The organism is Streptomyces sp. NPDC044063, from assembly GCF_056434285.1.
Genome location: NZ_JBWKFM010000011.1, coordinates 200,999 through 215,580 on the forward strand (window position 1 = coordinate 200,999; position 14,582 = coordinate 215,580).

17 protein-coding genes are annotated in these 14,582 nt (G+C 71.1%); 9 read left to right on the forward strand and 8 right to left on the reverse strand.

Going from position 1 to position 14,582, the window contains the following annotated elements; translation table 11 throughout:
• Positions 1–18 precede the first annotated feature (18 nt).
• The 4 genes from AC07BS_RS16385 to AC07BS_RS16400 all read right to left on the reverse strand — a co-directional run bounded on the left by AC07BS_RS16385 (position 19) and on the right by AC07BS_RS16400 (position 2,742).
• Positions 19–495 (reverse strand): MarR family winged helix-turn-helix transcriptional regulator, encoded by a 477-nt coding sequence (locus AC07BS_RS16385; RefSeq protein WP_478642401.1) that lies wholly within the window; start codon positions 493–495, stop codon positions 19–21.
• Between the two features lie 102 nt (positions 496–597).
• The gene (locus AC07BS_RS16390) at positions 598–1,365 is read right to left on the reverse strand and encodes an AIM24 family protein (protein WP_478642399.1); all 768 of its coding nucleotides are present in this window, start codon (positions 1,363–1,365) and stop codon (positions 598–600) included.
• Complete coding sequence (locus AC07BS_RS16395; protein WP_478642396.1) at positions 1,362–2,012, reverse strand: AIM24 family protein; 651 nt, start codon at positions 2,010–2,012, stop codon at positions 1,362–1,364. The genes AC07BS_RS16390 and AC07BS_RS16395 overlap by 4 nt, the downstream gene beginning before the upstream one ends.
• 91 nt (positions 2,013–2,103) lie before the next feature.
• On the reverse strand, positions 2,104–2,742 hold the full coding sequence (locus AC07BS_RS16400) for an AIM24 family protein (protein ID WP_478642393.1): 639 nt from the start codon (positions 2,740–2,742) through the stop codon (positions 2,104–2,106).
• Between the two features lie 182 nt (positions 2,743–2,924).
• Between AC07BS_RS16400 and AC07BS_RS16405 the strand changes: the two genes are divergently transcribed.
• The 5 genes from AC07BS_RS16405 to AC07BS_RS16425 all read left to right on the forward strand — a co-directional run bounded on the left by AC07BS_RS16405 (position 2,925) and on the right by AC07BS_RS16425 (position 6,308).
• Positions 2,925–3,269 carry a DUF3817 domain-containing protein gene (locus tag AC07BS_RS16405; RefSeq protein ID WP_478642391.1) on the forward strand — a complete coding sequence of 115 codons (345 nt, stop codon included), beginning with the start codon at positions 2,925–2,927 and terminating at the stop codon, positions 3,267–3,269.
• Positions 3,266–3,571, forward strand: a complete 306-nt coding sequence (locus AC07BS_RS16410) for an MTH1187 family thiamine-binding protein (RefSeq protein WP_478932719.1) — start codon at positions 3,266–3,268, stop codon at positions 3,569–3,571. Before AC07BS_RS16405 ends, AC07BS_RS16410 begins: the two co-directional genes overlap by 4 nt.
• Before the next feature lie 78 nt (positions 3,572–3,649).
• Entirely contained in the window at positions 3,650–4,159 is a 510-nt protein-coding gene (locus AC07BS_RS16415; protein ID WP_478642387.1) for a MarR family winged helix-turn-helix transcriptional regulator, read from the forward strand.
• 43 nt (positions 4,160–4,202) lie between these two features.
• Positions 4,203–4,529: a DUF3817 domain-containing protein gene (locus AC07BS_RS16420; RefSeq protein WP_478642385.1), complete on the forward strand. Its 327-nt coding sequence runs from the start codon at positions 4,203–4,205 to the stop codon at positions 4,527–4,529.
• Positions 4,530–4,607: 78 nt separating this feature from the next.
• On the forward strand, positions 4,608–6,308 hold the full coding sequence (locus AC07BS_RS16425) for an acyl-CoA mutase large subunit family protein (RefSeq protein ID WP_478642382.1): 1,701 nt from the start codon (positions 4,608–4,610) through the stop codon (positions 6,306–6,308).
• Here AC07BS_RS16425 and AC07BS_RS16430 read toward each other — a convergent pair.
• Complete coding sequence (locus tag AC07BS_RS16430; protein ID WP_478932722.1) at positions 6,284–7,039, reverse strand: TetR/AcrR family transcriptional regulator; 756 nt, start codon at positions 7,037–7,039, stop codon at positions 6,284–6,286. The two genes, AC07BS_RS16425 and AC07BS_RS16430, sit on opposite strands and share 25 nt — an antisense overlap.
• Before the next feature lie 204 nt (positions 7,040–7,243).
• Between AC07BS_RS16430 and AC07BS_RS16435 the strand changes: the two genes are divergently transcribed.
• The 4 genes from AC07BS_RS16435 (at position 7,244) to AC07BS_RS16450 (ending at position 11,310) form a co-directional block, all read left to right on the forward strand.
• Entirely contained in the window at positions 7,244–8,212 is a 969-nt protein-coding gene (locus tag AC07BS_RS16435; RefSeq protein WP_478642376.1) for a tetratricopeptide repeat protein, read from the forward strand.
• A gap of 569 nt (positions 8,213–8,781) precedes the next feature.
• The gene (locus AC07BS_RS16440) at positions 8,782–9,417 is read left to right on the forward strand and encodes a DUF6230 family protein (RefSeq protein ID WP_478642373.1); all 636 of its coding nucleotides are present in this window, start codon (positions 8,782–8,784) and stop codon (positions 9,415–9,417) included.
• Positions 9,418–9,554: 137 nt separating this feature from the next.
• The gene (locus tag AC07BS_RS16445) at positions 9,555–10,004 is read left to right on the forward strand and encodes a DUF6114 domain-containing protein (RefSeq protein WP_478642371.1); all 450 of its coding nucleotides are present in this window, start codon (positions 9,555–9,557) and stop codon (positions 10,002–10,004) included.
• Entirely contained in the window at positions 9,994–11,310 is a 1,317-nt protein-coding gene (locus AC07BS_RS16450; RefSeq protein ID WP_478932725.1) for a hypothetical protein, read from the forward strand. Before AC07BS_RS16445 ends, AC07BS_RS16450 begins: the two co-directional genes overlap by 11 nt.
• Here the strand turns inward: AC07BS_RS16450 and AC07BS_RS16455 are convergent, their stop codons facing one another.
• From AC07BS_RS16455 to AC07BS_RS16465, 3 genes are all read right to left on the reverse strand, one after another.
• Positions 11,311–11,748 carry a hypothetical protein gene (locus tag AC07BS_RS16455; protein ID WP_478643185.1) on the reverse strand — a complete coding sequence of 146 codons (438 nt, stop codon included), beginning with the start codon at positions 11,746–11,748 and terminating at the stop codon, positions 11,311–11,313.
• Between the two features lie 119 nt (positions 11,749–11,867).
• Positions 11,868–13,292: a pyruvate kinase gene (pyk, locus tag AC07BS_RS16460; protein WP_478642367.1), complete on the reverse strand. Its 1,425-nt coding sequence runs from the start codon at positions 13,290–13,292 to the stop codon at positions 11,868–11,870.
• A gap of 72 nt (positions 13,293–13,364) precedes the next feature.
• Entirely contained in the window at positions 13,365–14,576 is a 1,212-nt protein-coding gene (locus tag AC07BS_RS16465) for an acetate kinase (protein ID WP_478932727.1), read from the reverse strand.
• Positions 14,577–14,582: the final 6 nt, after the last annotated feature.

Sequence of the window (14,582 nt, forward strand, 5' to 3'; positions counted from 1 at the left end):
ACGGGGCCCGCGGGCTTTCTACAGCCGGCCGCGGGTCGCGCGCAGGTGCTTGGCGACGGGCTTGAGCGACTCGTAAAGGGCTCCCAGCTCCTCCGGCCCCAGCAGGTCGATGAAGTGCTCGCGCACGGACGCCACATGATGCGGCGCCACCTTCCGCATGGTCTCCCAGCCGTGGTCCGTCAGCACGGCGAACAGGCCGCGCCGGTCGGACTCGCAGTTCTCCCGCCGGACGAGCCCGGCGTTCTCCATGCGCGTGATCTGGTGGGACAGGCGGCTCTTGGACTGCAGGGTGGCGGTCGCCAGATCGCTCATCCGCATCCGGTGGTCCTCCGACTCCGAGAGGTTGACCAGGATCTCGTAGTCGTTGTTGGTGAGGCCGAACGGCTGCAGGTCCCGTTCGAGCTGGTGCATCAGCAGCCGGCTCACGTCCAGGTGGGCGCGCCAGGTGGCCTGTTCCTCGTCGCTGAGCCAGCGAGTGCCGTTCTCGGTGTCCATGAATGGAGTCTACCTAAGAAGTTGAAAGATTAACTATATAGGAAAGCGGGGCGAGCGGAACGAGAGGTCATGCGTTCGATGTCACACTCCGCAGGGTACCGCTCACAGCCCGAAGCGGCGCTGGAGGTCGCCCAGCTGGCCCGGCAGGCGCGGGGTCATTGGCTGATTCCCGGGGCTTGCGTGCGGGACGCCGGCCTGCTCCGGAGGAGCGTCGCCCGTCGGGATCTCGTCCATCAGCCGCTCGGTGGACTGGAGGAGGACGGTCCCGGCCCCCACGAACTCGAACTGGTGCTCCTCGCCGGACGCCCCGCCCAGTCCCGTCAGCCGGCGCACCCCGCCCATCACGCCGCGCAGGTACTGGTGGTCGTAGTGGTGGCACGGCGAGGGGCAGTCCGCCCAGCCCACCAGCGCCTGCGGGTCCACCCGGACGGGCGGCTCGACGAAGACCACCGGCCCGTTGGAGGCCGCCACGAACTTCCCCGTGCCGATCAGGGTCAGGAACCCCGGGATGATGGACTGCTTCAGCGACAGCGACGGCTGGAACGCCAGGAGATTGCCCGAGCGGACGGTGAGGTTGCCGTCCTCCAGGTCGTAGGAGTTGATGTCGAAGGAGCGGTCGGCGAGCAGCATCTTGCCCTGCCCCTCCGCCACCACCCAGTCCGCGGCGTGCAGCGGCGAGTGGAAGCTGCCCGCGATCAGCCGGTCCAGCGGGCCGTGACCGATGCCGTGGAAGTCGATCCGCCCGTAATAGGCGATCATCTTCCCCTTCTGCAGGAACCACTGCCCCTTCAGGTCGACGCTGAAGGCGTACGGATTGACGTTGTCGTCCGACGGCAGGGTCGTCACGTCATGGATGACAGGGCCGTTCACAGCTTCTCCTCGGAGGCCTGGACGTACACCGTGCCGGTGCCCGACAGTTCGAGGCGGAACGCCTCGCCGCTGCCCCGGCCGACCACCTCGCGCCAGCCGATCGCGGCCGACAGCTTGTTCCGTACGTCGCCGCGGTGGGCGACGTACGCCTGGGGGTCGACCGTGACCGGCCGCCCCGGGGTGATGGGCAGCTCGATGAAGCCGCCGTGCGCCATCACCGCGACCGCGCCATGACCCTTGAGGGTCGTGGTGAAGAGCCCCTGCCCGGTCACCTGGCCGCGCACCATGCCCATCACGCCCCCCTGGGACCCCATGAACATCGTGCCCTGCCGCAGGGTGCCGTCGAAGGCCAGCAGCCGGTCCGCCTCGACGTGGAGCGTGTCCCCGGAGAGCTCGACGACGTGCACATGGTGGCCGCCGTGACCGAACATCACCGTCCCGCTGCCCTCCACGGTCATCAGCGGGGTCGCCTCGTCGGCGATCCGCCGGCCGATCATGCCCATGACACCGCCCTGACCGCCGGCGATGCTCGGGGTGAAGGAGACGTCGCCCTTGTAGGCGAGCATCGCCCCGCGCTGGCTGAACAGCTTCTGCCCCGGCACCACCTGGGCCTCGACCATCCGCGAGTTCAACAACCGGAAGGTCATCAGGCATCCCCTTCGTTCGCTTCTCCGCCCGCGCGGCGCAGAGGTGCGGCCTTCGCTGTCGTCTGCGGCCCGGAGGCCGCGCGTGCGTCGCTCACAGGTCACCCCCGATCGTGTTCCGCTCGCTCGGCTGCACGTACACGAGCCCCTCGCCCTCGAAGCGGATCTGGAACGCCTCGCCCGAGCCCTCGCCCAGGAAGGTCCGGAAGTTCACCCCCGACTGGAAGTGCTGCCGCAGCCGGCCGGTGTGCGCGATGTACGCGCCCGGGTCGACCTGCAACGGCGTCTGCGGCGTCACCCGCAGCACGATCGCCGTGCCGTCCGAGACGATCGCCGCCTGACCGGAGCCCTCGACGGTCGTGGTGAACAGGCCATTGCCCTGGGAGGCGCCGCGCAGGCCCGTGAAGGTCGTCCCGGTCCGCAGCCCCGCGTCCGTGCAGAGCAGATTGCTCGCCTCCACGTACAGGGTCTCACCGCGGAGCGTCACCAGGTTGACCTCGCTCGCCCGGTCCGCGAAGTAGCAGGTGCCGTGCCCCTTCACCTCCATGACTTCCATCGATTCGCCGGTCAGCCGGCGCGTGACCATGCCGCGCAGGCCGTCACCGCCTCCGGTCATCTTCTTGAACGCCATATCGCCCTCGTACGCGACCATCGACCCGTTCTTGGCCTTGACCGCGTCCCCCGTCATGTCGACGGCGAGGACCTTGCTCCCGTGGAGCCGAAACTGAGCCACGCCCCGACGCTAGCGGGCGGACATACAGCTCCAACAGGCCCCAGGGCCCGGAAAGGCCCCCCAACGCCCCGGAACGGGACCCCCGTCCCGGTGATCGGCGCCCGGGCTGCGACAATGGGGGAGTTTGTGAACGCCGTCACAAGCTGTGACGGCCCCGCCACCACCGACGAAGGAGTGCCCCCGTGGACCTCACGACCACCTCCGCCCTGCGCCGGCTCCGCCTGGTCTCCGCCCCGGAGGCCGTCTCCTTCCTGCTCCTGCTCGTCTGCTCGGCGCTCAAGCGGACCACCGACTTCAACGCCGTCCCGGTGATGGGCGCCGTCCACGGCATCCTCTTCGTCATCTACGTGATCTTCTGGATCGACGCGTGGAACAAGACCAAGTGGCCCCTGAAGACCGCCGCGCTCTACTTCGTCCTCTCCGTCCTGCCGCTGGGCGGCTTCTTCGCCGAGCGCATGCTGCGCCGCGAGGCCGAGGCGGGCGTCATCGCGGCCCGCGCCCGCAAGGAGAACGTGGTCAACGCATGATCGTCGCCTTCTCCGTGACGCCGGTGGGTGCCGGCGAGGACGTCGGCGCGTATGTCGCCGACGCGGTCCGCGTCGTCCGCGAGTCCGGCCTGCCGAACCGTACGGACGCCATGTTCACGTCCATCGAGGGCGAGTGGGACGAGGTCATGGACGTCGTCAAGCGCGCCGTGGCCGCCGTCGAGGCGCGCTGCGGCCGGGTCTCGCTCGTGCTCAAGGCCGACATCCGCCAGGGCGTCACCGACGGCCTGACCTCCAAGGTCGCCACGGTCGAGCGGCACCTGGCCGAAAGCGCCGAGGGCTGAGCCGCCGCTTCCCGCCGCCCCGTCCCGGATTCCGGGACGGGGCCGGGCGGGGCGCGCCCGGCGGGTACGCTCGGTCGGGTGCCGAAGCCGCTCAGCCTCTCCTTCGACCCCATCGCGCGCGCCGACGAGCTCTGGAAGCAGCGCTGGGGCTCCGTGCCGTCCATGGCCGCGATCACCTCGGTCATGCGGGCGCACCAGATCCTGCTCGGCCGGGTCGACGCCGTCGTCAAGCCGTACGGCCTCACCTTCGCCCGCTACGAGGCGCTGGTGCTGCTGACCTTCTCCAAGGCCGGCGAGCTCCCGATGTCCAAGATCGGTGAGCGGCTGATGGTCCACCCGACCTCGGTCACCAACACGGTGGACCGCCTGGTCAAGGCCGGTCTGGTGGCCAAGCGCCCCAACCCCGAGGACGGCCGCGGCACCCTCGCGTCGATCACCGACAAGGGCCGCGAGGTCGTGGAGTCGGCCACCCGCGACCTGATGGCGATGGACTTCGGCCTCGACGCGTACGACGCCGAGGAGTGCGGGGAGATCTTCCGCATGCTGCGGCCGCTGCGGGTCGCCTCCGGCGACTTCGCCGGGGAATGACCCGCGCGAAGATCGCGCAAATCGGGCGGTTACGCTCATGGGCATGAAGCGAAGCGTGCTGACCCGCTACCGGGTGATGGCCTATCTCACCGCCGTAATGCTGCTGGTGCTCTGCACCGCCATGGTCTTCAAGTACGGCTTCGACACGGGCGCGGGCGCCACGCTGGTGATCTCCCAGATCCACGGCGTGCTGTTCATCATCTACCTGGTCTTCGCCTTCGACCTGGGCTCCAAGGCGAAGTGGCCCATGGGCAAGCTGATCTGGGTGCTGGTGTCCGGGACGATTCCCGCCGCCGCGTTCGTCGTCGAGCGCAAGGTCACCCGGGAGATCGAGCCGCTGATCGCCGCCGAGGCGCCGGCCGTCGCCTGAGGTCTTCACCGCCGGGCGCAGGACGCGCCCGGCGGTTGCCCATCGACATTTACTAGGACGTCCTAGTAAATTTGAAGCATGGACGCTGAAGCCATCGAGGAGGGCCGTCGCCGCTGGCAGGCCCGCTATGACAAGGCCCGCAAGCGCGACGCCGACTTCTCCACGCTCTCCGGGGACGAGGTGGCCCCCCTCTACGGGCCCCGCCCCGGCGACACCTACGAGGGCTTCGAGCGCATCGGCTGGCCCGGCGAGTACCCCTTCACCCGCGGTCTCCACGCCACCGGCTACCGCGGCCGGACCTGGACCATCCGGCAGTTCGCGGGCTTCGGCAACGCCGAGCAGACCAACGAGCGCTACAAGATGATCCTCGCCGCGGGCGGCGGCGGCCTCTCCGTCGCGTTCGACATGCCGACGCTGATGGGCCGCGACTCCGACGACCCCCGCTCGCTGGGCGAGGTCGGCCACTGCGGCGTCGCCATCGACTCCGCCGCCGACATGGAGATCCTCTTCAAGGACATCCCGCTGGGCGACGTCACCACGTCGATGACGATCAGCGGGCCCGCCGTCCCGGCCTTCTGCATGTACCTGGTCGCCGCCGAGCGGCAGGGCGTCGACACCGGCGTGCTCAACGGCACGCTCCAGACGGACATCTTCAAGGAGTACATCGCGCAGAAGGAGTGGCTCTTCCCGCCCGAGCCCCACCTGCGCCTCATCGGCGACCTGATGGAGCACTGCACGCGCCACATCCCCGCCTACAAGCCGCTGTCCGTCTCCGGCTACCACATCCGCGAGGCCGGGGCCACGGCCGCCCAGGAGCTCGCCTACACGCTCGCCGACGGCTTCGGCTACGTGGAGCTGGGCCTCAGCCGCGGGCTGGACGTCGACACCTTCGCCCCGGGCCTGTCCTTCTTCTTCGACGCCCACGTCGACTTCTTCGAGGAGATCGCCAAGTTCCGCGCGGCCCGCCGGATCTGGGCCCGCTGGATGAAGGAGGTCTACGGCGCGACGACCGACAAGGCCCAGTGGCTGCGGTTCCACACCCAGACCGCCGGTGTCTCGCTGACCGCCCAGCAGCCGTACAACAACGTGGTGCGCACCGCCGTGGAGGCCCTCGCCGCGGTGCTCGGCGGCACCAACTCGCTGCACACCAACGCCCTCGACGAGACCCTGGCGCTGCCCAGCGAGCAGGCGGCCGAGATCGCCCTGCGCACCCAGCAGGTGCTGATGGAGGAGACCGGCGTCGCCAACGTCGCCGACCCGCTGGGCGGCTCCTGGTACGTCGAGCAGCTCACCGACCGCATCGAGGCCGACGCGGAGAAGATCTTCGAGCAGATCAAGGAGCGCGGTCTGCGCGCCCACCCCGACGGCAAACACCCCATCGGGCCCATCACCTCCGGCATCCTGCGCGGCATCGAGGACGGCTGGTTCACCGGCGAGATCGCCGAGAGCGCCTTCCGCTACCAGCAGGCCCTGGAGAAGGGCGCCAAGCGGGTCGTCGGCGTCAACTGCCACGAGGGCTCGGTCACCGGCGACCTGGAGATCCTGCGGGTCAGCCACGAGGTCGAGCGCGAGCAGGTGCGGGTGCTGGCCGATCGCAAGGCGCACCGCGACGACGCGCGGGTCGAGGCCGCGCTGGCGGAGATGCTGGCCGCGGCGCGCGACGGCTCGAACATGATCGAGCCGATGCTCCGGGCCGTCCGGGCCGAGGCGACGATGGGCGAGATCTGCGACGTCCTGCGCGCGGAGTGGGGCGTCTACATCGAGCCCGCGGGCTTCTGACCCGCGCCGTTCGTACCACCGCGGCCGTCCTCCCCGGGACGGCCGTGCGCGCCGCTCCCGCCGGCCGGGCCCAGGGCCCGGCCGGCGGGCGACGCCGTTCCCAGGCCGCCCACCAGCACCGCAGAGAACCCCCGCGCCCACTCCGCGTCGACGGACTCGGCGCTCACCAGCGTGCGGTGCACCACCGCGCCCGCGATCACATCGAAGATCAGGTCGGCGGTACGGGCGGCCGCCGCCGGGTCGTCCTCGCGCGGCAGCTCCCCGCGCGCCTGCGCCCGCTCCCGCCCCAGCAGCACCAGCGACTTCTGCCGGTCCACGATGGCGGACCGGATGCGGTCGCGCAGCGCCGCGTCCCGGGTGGACTCCGCCACCACCGCCATCAGCGCGGTCTTCGTCTCCGGGCGCTCCAGCAGCTCCGCGAACCGCAGCACCACGCCCTCGATGTCGGCCTGCAGGCTGCCCCGGTCGGGGAGGTCCAGGTGCTCGTCGAAGAGGGCCGCGACCGCGTCCACCACCAGTTCGTTCTTGCCCGCCCAGCGGCGGTAGAGGGTGGTCTTGGCGACCCCGGCGCGCGCCGCGACGTCGCCCATCGTCAGCTTCCCCCACCCCAGTTCGACCAGCGCGGTGCGGGTCGCATGGAGGATCGCGTGGTCGGCCGCGGGATCGCGGGGCCGGCCCGTGCGGCCGCCGGCGCCGGGGCGGCGCCGCGCGGGGGAGGAGGCGGAGCTCATGAGCGGACCCTACCGCCGAGTAGGTGGGCGGGTGTGAGACGCAGATCACGGGGAAACCTTGCCGCGTGCCCCATCGTTGCAGTTACGCTACGGCTCGTAGCGTAAGAGCGACAACCACGGACGCCAGGTGGGGACCCGGCGTCACAGCGGACCGCTACGGCCGTACTTTTCCGGTTCACCGCGTGAAGGGGGGAGGATGGGCCCATGCAGCCACGGAACATGTCCATGAGTGGAGTGGTCGACCTCGCCGCGGTGAAGGCGGCCGGGGAAGCGAAGCAGAAGGCGGAGCAGGCGCGGGCCGAGGCCGCGCGCCAGGGTGTGCCCACCGCCGGTGTCCGGCTCGTCCTCGATGTCGACGAGGCCGGTTTCGAGCAGGAGGTCCTGCAGCGCTCCGCCGAGGTGCCCGTCGTCGTCGACTTCTGGGCCGACTGGTGCGAGCCGTGCAAGCAGCTGAGCCCAATCCTGGAGCGGCTGGCGCAGGAGTACGCCGGGCGCATCGTGCTCGCCAAGGTCGACGTCGAGGCCAACCAGCTGCTCTTCCAGCAGTTCGGTGTCCAGTCCATCCCGGCGGTCTTCGCCGTCGTGGCCGGTCAGGCCCTGCCGCTGTTCCAGGGCGCCGTGCCCGAGGCGCAGATCCGCGAGGTCCTGGACCAGCTGATCGCGGTGGCCGAGCAGCGCTTCGGCATCGTGGGCCTGCCGGTCGAGCCGGGTCGGTCCGGCCAGGGCGAGCAGGCCGCGCCGGCCGCCCCGGCGGGTCCGTACGACGGTGCCCTGAGCGCCGCGCACGACGCGCTGGACGCCGGTGACCTCGGCGGCGCGGTGCGCGCCTACCAGAACGTCCTGTCCGACGACCCGGGCAACGCCGAGGCCAAGCTGGGCCTGGCGCAGGCCGAGCTGCTCCAGCGCGTCCAGGGTGTGGACCCGCAGCAGGTCCGCAAGGCCGCGGCCGACGCCCCGGGCGATGTGCGGGCGCAGATCGCGGCGGCCGACCTGGATCTGGTGGGCGGGCATGTGGCCGACGCCTTCGGGCGGCTGATCGACGCCGTCCGGCGTACGGCCGGGGAGGACCGGGACGCCGCGCGGGTGCGGCTGCTGGAGCTCTTCGAGGTGATCGGTCCTGACGATCCGCGGGTGACGGCGGCGCGTACGGCGCTCTCCCGCGCGCTGTTCTGACGGGCGTCCACCCCCTGCGCCCCAAGAGGCACAGCCGCCGCGCTTTGCCAAAACTTGGTAAACGTGCGCTCTGTTACTGCGAGTAAGAGGAACCCGGGCTTTCCGCCCGGGTTCTTCTGTTTTCTCCGCCCCGCGGCGACCACGCAGGGGTACCTTCGCATGATCGTCCGATGCGGACCCGATCCCCGTTGGTCATCCGTCCGTTACTCGTGAGTAATGAACCTCTTGTGCACAGGCCGTGAATGCACCACGATCGGCCCAGCCCGGTCCATCACCGCGATCCGGCCCGTCCGGTACGCGGTGTATGGGTCCCCACCGGGTGGACCGGTGCGTTCCGCACCGGTTCGGAGCAGGGGGGTCCCCGCCGGCGACGGAGGGGCCTGTTCCCGCGGTTGCGCGCAGGCGTGGCCAGTGGTTGTCGCTCGGGGGTGAACGCCGATGTGCAGTGGGTACGGTGCGTGCCGCAGCGTGCGACGGCGCTCTCCTTCCCGAGGACGTAGCACTTCTCCCATCCCGGGCACGGGCTTCGCGGCCCGCTCGGAGATGTACGTCCGAGAAGGAGGAAAGTCGTGAAGTCCCAGACTCGTGGCGGGACCAGATGGCGCCGGTTCGCCGTGGTGATGGTCCCCAGCGTCGCGGCGACAGCCGCGATCGGAGTGGCCGTCGCGCAGGGCGCGCTGGCCGCGTCGTTCAGCGTTTCGGGCCAGCAGTTCCAGGTGACGGCCGGGAAGCTGCACGGCAAGGGGTTCGTCCAGTACGGCGCGTTGGACGCCACCAAGGCGGGCAACAAGGCCGTCGCCGTCGTCGGTATCAACGAGGCGGACATCAACAACCTCTGCCAGGCGGTCTCCATCCCGCTCGGCCCGCTCGGCGACGTGTCGATGAAGCTGGAGGCCGGCGGCGGCAAGGCCGTCACGGCGGAGAAGCTCTACATCGACGCGGACGACCTCAAGGCCGACGCCACCTTCAAGAACGTCGACATCGGCGTCTCCGTCGACAACACCACCAAGGGTCCCGGCCCGGCGGCGCCCGGCAAGGAAGGCCAGGGCAAGTGGGTGGGCGGCTCGTTCGCCCAGCAGGCCGACGAGGTCTGGTTCGAGAACGTCGACCAGCGGGCCTGGGCGACCTCGGCGGGAACGTTCACCCTGCCGGGTCTGCACATGAGCGTCGCCTTCGGCAAGGCCAAGTGCGAACTGCCCAAGTGACGCGGTGACGCACTGAACGGGCGGGTGCGGGACGGCGGTTCGGCGTCCCGTACCCGTGCCCGGCCCGCTCCCGCGCCCTCGTCTCCCCCACCCGCGCCACGTACCACCGAAGCGCCCGTCCCGAGGAGCTGTACACCATGAGCGCCGAAACGCGACCACGGCTGACCGACACTCTCGGCCGCACCCGCCGTTCGTTCTGGGACTGGCGGGGCCGGCGTCCCTTCTGGGGCGGCCTGCTGTGCATACTGGCCGGCGCCCCGATCATGTACATCCCGTACCAGACCATGACGCTGGGCGATCTCCACATCCGCCTGGCCACGACCGCCGGGGCCGGATCCCTGATCATCGGCGTGCTGCTGATCGTGCTCGGCCTGACCATGTGGTTCCAGCCGCAGTCACGGGTCTTCGCCGGTGTCGCCGCGATCCTGCTCGCGCTGGTCTCCCTGGTCGTCGCGAACTTCGGCGCCTTCCTGATCGGCTTCCTGCTCGCCCTCGTCGGCGGCGGGCTCGGGGTCTCCTGGGCGCCCGGCACACCGCTGCCCGCGGCACCGGCCGAGGAGGCCGGCGGGGGTCACCGTGCCGACTGACCACGAGCGCGAGGGCCGTCCGGGCCCCGCCGCGTCCGGGCCGCGGCACGCCGCGCCGCGCAGACCCCTGCTGTCCCGGCTGCACATGCCGGCCGGCAAGGCGGTCGCGCTCGCGGCGATGCCCGGCGCGGTGCTGATGGGCATGGGGCTCACACCGACCCTGGCCCAGGCCAAGCCGGTACCGCCGGCGAACCCCTTCGGGGACGCCGGCTGCGTCACGGCCCCGGACGCCGCGCCCGAGGACGCGGCCGATCCGTCGGAGCGGCCGAGCGGATCGCCGTCCCCGTCGCCCTCCCCGTCCGCGTCCGGCAAGCCCGCCACGTCCGGGGACGCCGCCACGAGCCGGGGCCGCGAGCCCTCCGGCTCCCCGTCGGCCGAGCGGCCACGGCCGAAGCAGGAGCCGCGGCCGGGCGCCTCGCCCACGGCCGGGCCGGCCGCTCCGCCGTCCCCGGTGTCCCCCTCGCCCTCCGCCTCGCCGTCGCGGTCGGCGAACCCGCTGGACCCGTTGGGCCTGGGGGAGAAGCTCGGCGACATCCTCACCGGCCGCAAGGGCGAGGCGAAGCCGGCGGAGCCCTCGTCCGCCCCGGCCTCGCCCTCCTCCTCGCCCTCCGGGTCCCCGCGGCCACCGGCCGGCGGGACCGGGGACGGCGGACCCGGCGACGCGGCCAAGGGCACGCCCGGGCCGTCGAAGGGCACGCCCGGCACGGCGAAGGACACCGAGGACCGGCCGGAGGACCCGCCCGCCGGTACGCCCCCGCCCGGTACGCCCTCGCCCGGCCCGTCCGGCACGGCCGGTCCCGGCCGGGGCGACGGCACCCCGCCGCCCTGCCCGCGCCCGAACGTCGTCGACGAGAACGAGAAGCGCGCCTTCCCCCGCCAGCCCTGGTACCTGGAGGCGAGCAGACTCACCCTCACGGGGCTGACCTACGAGGGCGTCAAGAAGATCACGACGGTGAACGGCGAGCAGAAGTCCGTCCTGAAGTTCACCGCGGACGCGCTGGCGATCCGCGACCTCCACCAGATCATCAACAGCGAGGGCAAGGAGTACCACGTCACCGGCGTGGGGACGGAGTCCACCGTCAAGGGCGGCCGGATCACCATGTACACCGAGGAGCTGAAGGGCCGGCTGCTGGGCCTGCTGCCGTCGACGCAGTCGCCGACCAGCCCGCCGCCGTTGATCCCCGGGGTCAAACTGCCGATCCCGATCTTCTTCACCGACGTGAAGATCCGCCAGTCGGGCCAGTACGGCGGCACGCTGCACATCCCCAACCTCCACCAGTACCTGACGGAGGGCACGTACCCCTGATCAGGGGGCGGCCGGCAGGAGCCCCGCCAGCTGCCGGCCGTCCGCCCGGCAGGGCGAGGGGAAGGTCAGCCTGAGGCCTTCGGCGCTGCCGGCCAGGGCCAGTTCGATGATCAGCGTGAGGCCGAGCATGCCCTTCCGGGCCGGGCCCGCCGCCACGTAAGGGCGCGCCAGCTCGATCAGGAGCTTGCCGGGCTTCCCGGTCGCGGTCGAGGCGTCGAAGAACAGCAGGCGTCCGTCCGTGAGGACGAGGTACATCTGCCGGGGCCGGACCGTCGCCATCATGGTGCCGCCGCTGAGCACGCCGGCGAGCGCGGCGGTCGCCACCTGCCGGCGTACCGAGACGGTGCCGACGTTGACGCAGGTGATGAGGTCGACTCGTTCACCGGGGGCCAGCATCGGGGTCGCGGCTTCGAAGGTCTGTCTGCGGCGGCGGTCCATGAGGGACACGGGTGCTCCTTGCGGGTGGTGCGTGATCAGGGAGCGAAGGGTAGGACACGGCGAAGGCCGCCACCCCCTCGGGGGTGGCGGCCTTCGCGCCGCGCCGAGCCCGGCGGAACCTAGCGGTTCTCGCCCAGGTGGTGCACCCGCACCATGTTGGTGGTGCCGGGGACGCCGGGCGGGGAGCCGGCGGTGATGATCATCGTGTCGCCGTCGTTGTAGCGCTTGAGCTTCAGCAGCTCGGCGTCGACCAGGTCGACCATGGCGTCGGTGTTGTCCACGTGCGGGACGACGAAGGTCTCGACGCCCCAGCTCAGGGTGAGCTGGTTGCGGGTCGCGGTGTCCGTGGTGAAGGCCAGGATCGGCTGGGCCGCGCGGTAGCGGGACAGCCGGCGGGCCGTGTCACCGGACTTGGTGAAGGCGACCAGCGACTTGGCGCCCAGGAAGTCCGCGATCTCGCATGCGGCACGGGCCACGGAACCGCCCTGCGTGCGCGGCTTCTTGCCCGGGACCAGCGGCTGGAGGCCCTTGGAGAGCAGCTCCTGCTCGGCCGCCTCGACGATGCGGGACATCGTCCGGACGGTCTCGATCGGGTAGGCGCCGACCGAGGACTCGGCGGAGAGCATGACCGCGTCCGCGCCGTCCAGGATCGCGTTGGCGACGTCGGACGCCTCGGCGCGGGTCGGCCGGGAGTTGGTGATCATCGACTCCATCATCTGGGTCGCGACGATCACCGGCTTGGCGTTGCGGCGGCACATCTCGATGAGGCGCTTCTGCACCATCGGGACGCGCTCCAGGGGGTACTCCACCGCGAGGTCGCCACGGGCCACCATGACACCGTCGAAGGCCATGACGACCTCCTCCATGTTGTCCACGGCCTGCGGCTTCTCGACCTTGGCGATGACCGGCACGCGGCGGCCGACCTCGTCCATGACGCGGTGGACGTCACGGACGTCGGCGGCGTCGCGGACGAAGGACAGGGCGACCATGTCGCAGCCCATCGCGAGCGCGAACTTCAGGTCCTCGATGTCCTTCTCGGACAGCGCCGGGACGTTCACCGCCGCGCCGGGCAGGTTGATGCCCTTGTGGTCGGAGATGACACCGCCCTCGATGACGATCGTCTTCACGCGCGGGCCGTCGATCTCGGTGACGCGCAGCTCGACGTTGCCGTCGTTGATCAGCACCTGGTCGCCCTTGGCGACGTCGCCCGGCAGGCCCTTGTAGGTCGTGCCGCAGATCGTCCGGTCGCCCGGGACGTCCTCGGTGGTGATCGTGAACTCGTCGCCGCGCACCAGCTCCACGGGGCCGTCCGCGAAGGTCTCCAGACGGATCTTCGGGCCCTGGAGGTCGGCCAGGACGCCGACCGCGCGACCGGTCTCCTCCACGGCCTTGCGGAGGCGGACGTACCGCTCCTCGTGCTCCGCGTGGGTCCCGTGGCTCATGTTGAAGCGGGCCACGTTCATACCGGCCTCGATCAGCGCCTTCAGCTGATCGTAGGAGTCGACGGCGGGGCCCAGGGTGCAGACGATTTTGGAACGGCGCATGGGGCAGATCCTATCGGTTTGTTTCGGAGCGGAATATTCGTGCTGTGGGAACGACCAACCAACGGTCGATGATCAAGAGCTGACCAGCGCGTACGTCTGCGTGGCGATCTCCAGCTCCTCGTCGGTGGGCACCACGGCCACCGCGACCCGGGCGGACCCGGGGGAGATCAGCCGCGGCTCGTCCGAACGGATCTGGTTGAGATCCGCGTCCACGACCAGGCCCAGCTGCTCCAGACCGGCCATGGCCGCCTCGCGCACGGGAGCGGCGTTCTCGCCGACGCCGGCGGTGAAGGCCACGGCGTCGACCGTGCCCAGGACCGCGTAGTAGGCGCCGATGTACTTCTTCAGCCGGTGCACGTAGATGTCGAAGGCGAGCGCCGCCCGCTCGTCGCCCTCGTCGATGCGCCGGCGGATCTCGCGCATGTCGTTGTCGCCGCACAGTCCGATCAGACCGCTCTTCTTGTTCAGGAGCGAGTCGATCTCGTCGACGGACATCCCGGCGTTGCGGGACAGGTGGAGCAGCACCGCCGGGTCGAGGTCACCGGAACGGGTGCCCATGACCAGGCCCTCCAGCGGGGTCAGGCCCATGGAGGTGTCGACGCAGCGGCCGCCCTTCACCGCGGAGGCCGAGGCGCCGTTGCCCAGGTGCAGCACGAGGACGTTGACCTCGGACGGGTCCTTGCCCAGCAGCCTGGCGGTCTCGCGGGAGACGTACGCGTGCGAGGTGCCGTGGAAGCCGTAGCGGCGGATCATGTGCGCGTCGGCCGTCGCGGTGTCGATCGCGTAGCGCGCGGCCGACTCCGGCATCGTCGTGTGGAAGGCGGTGTCGAAGACCGCGACCTGCGGCAGGTCGGGGCGCAGGCCCTGGGCCGTGCGGATACCGGTGATGTTGGCCGGGTTGTGCAGCGGCGCGACGGGGATCAGGCGCTCGATCTCCGCGACGACCTCGTCGGTGATCAGGGTCGGGGCGGTGAACTCGCTGCCGCCGTGCACGACGCGGTGGCCGATCGCGGCCAGCTCGGGGGAGTCCAGGCCCAGCCCGTCGGCGGCCAGCTCCTCGGCGACGGCGCTCAGCGCGGCGGCGTGGTCGGCGATGGGCGCGACGCGCTCGCGCTTGGCGCCGCCCGTCGCCAGCGGGGTGTGCGCCAGCCGCGAGGTCTCCTCGCCGATGCGCTCGACCAGGCCCGCGGCCAGGCGGGCGCCGTCGGCCATGTCGAGCAGCTGGTACTTGACCGAGGAGGAGCCGGAGTTGAGGACGAGGACTCGGGTGGCGTTGGAAGTCATCTGGGC

Bases quoted from the DNA above. Each gene is read 5' to 3' on its own strand.
- AC07BS_RS16385 (WP_478642401.1), bottom strand. From the start codon at position 495: ATGGACACCGAGAACGGCACTCGCTGGCTCAGCGACGAGGAACAGGCC.
- AC07BS_RS16395 (WP_478642396.1), bottom strand. From the start codon at position 2,012: ATGACCTTCCGGTTGTTGAACTCGCGGATGGTCGAGGCCCAGGTGGTG.
- AC07BS_RS16410 (WP_478932719.1), top strand. From the start codon at position 3,266: ATGATCGTCGCCTTCTCCGTGACGCCGGTGGGTGCCGGCGAGGACGTC.
- AC07BS_RS16420 (WP_478642385.1), top strand. From the start codon at position 4,203: ATGAAGCGAAGCGTGCTGACCCGCTACCGGGTGATGGCCTATCTCACC.
- AC07BS_RS16425 (WP_478642382.1), top strand. From the start codon at position 4,608: ATGGACGCTGAAGCCATCGAGGAGGGCCGTCGCCGCTGGCAGGCCCGC.
- AC07BS_RS16430 (WP_478932722.1), bottom strand. From the start codon at position 7,039: ATGAGCTCCGCCTCCTCCCCCGCGCGGCGCCGCCCCGGCGCCGGCGGC.
- AC07BS_RS16435 (WP_478642376.1), top strand. From the start codon at position 7,244: ATGCAGCCACGGAACATGTCCATGAGTGGAGTGGTCGACCTCGCCGCG.
- AC07BS_RS16445 (WP_478642371.1), top strand. From the start codon at position 9,555: ATGAGCGCCGAAACGCGACCACGGCTGACCGACACTCTCGGCCGCACC.
- AC07BS_RS16455 (WP_478643185.1), bottom strand. From the start codon at position 11,748: ATGGACCGCCGCCGCAGACAGACCTTCGAAGCCGCGACCCCGATGCTG.
- pyk (WP_478642367.1), bottom strand. From the start codon at position 13,292: ATGCGCCGTTCCAAAATCGTCTGCACCCTGGGCCCCGCCGTCGACTCC.
- AC07BS_RS16465 (WP_478932727.1), bottom strand. From the start codon at position 14,576: ATGACTTCCAACGCCACCCGAGTCCTCGTCCTCAACTCCGGCTCCTCC.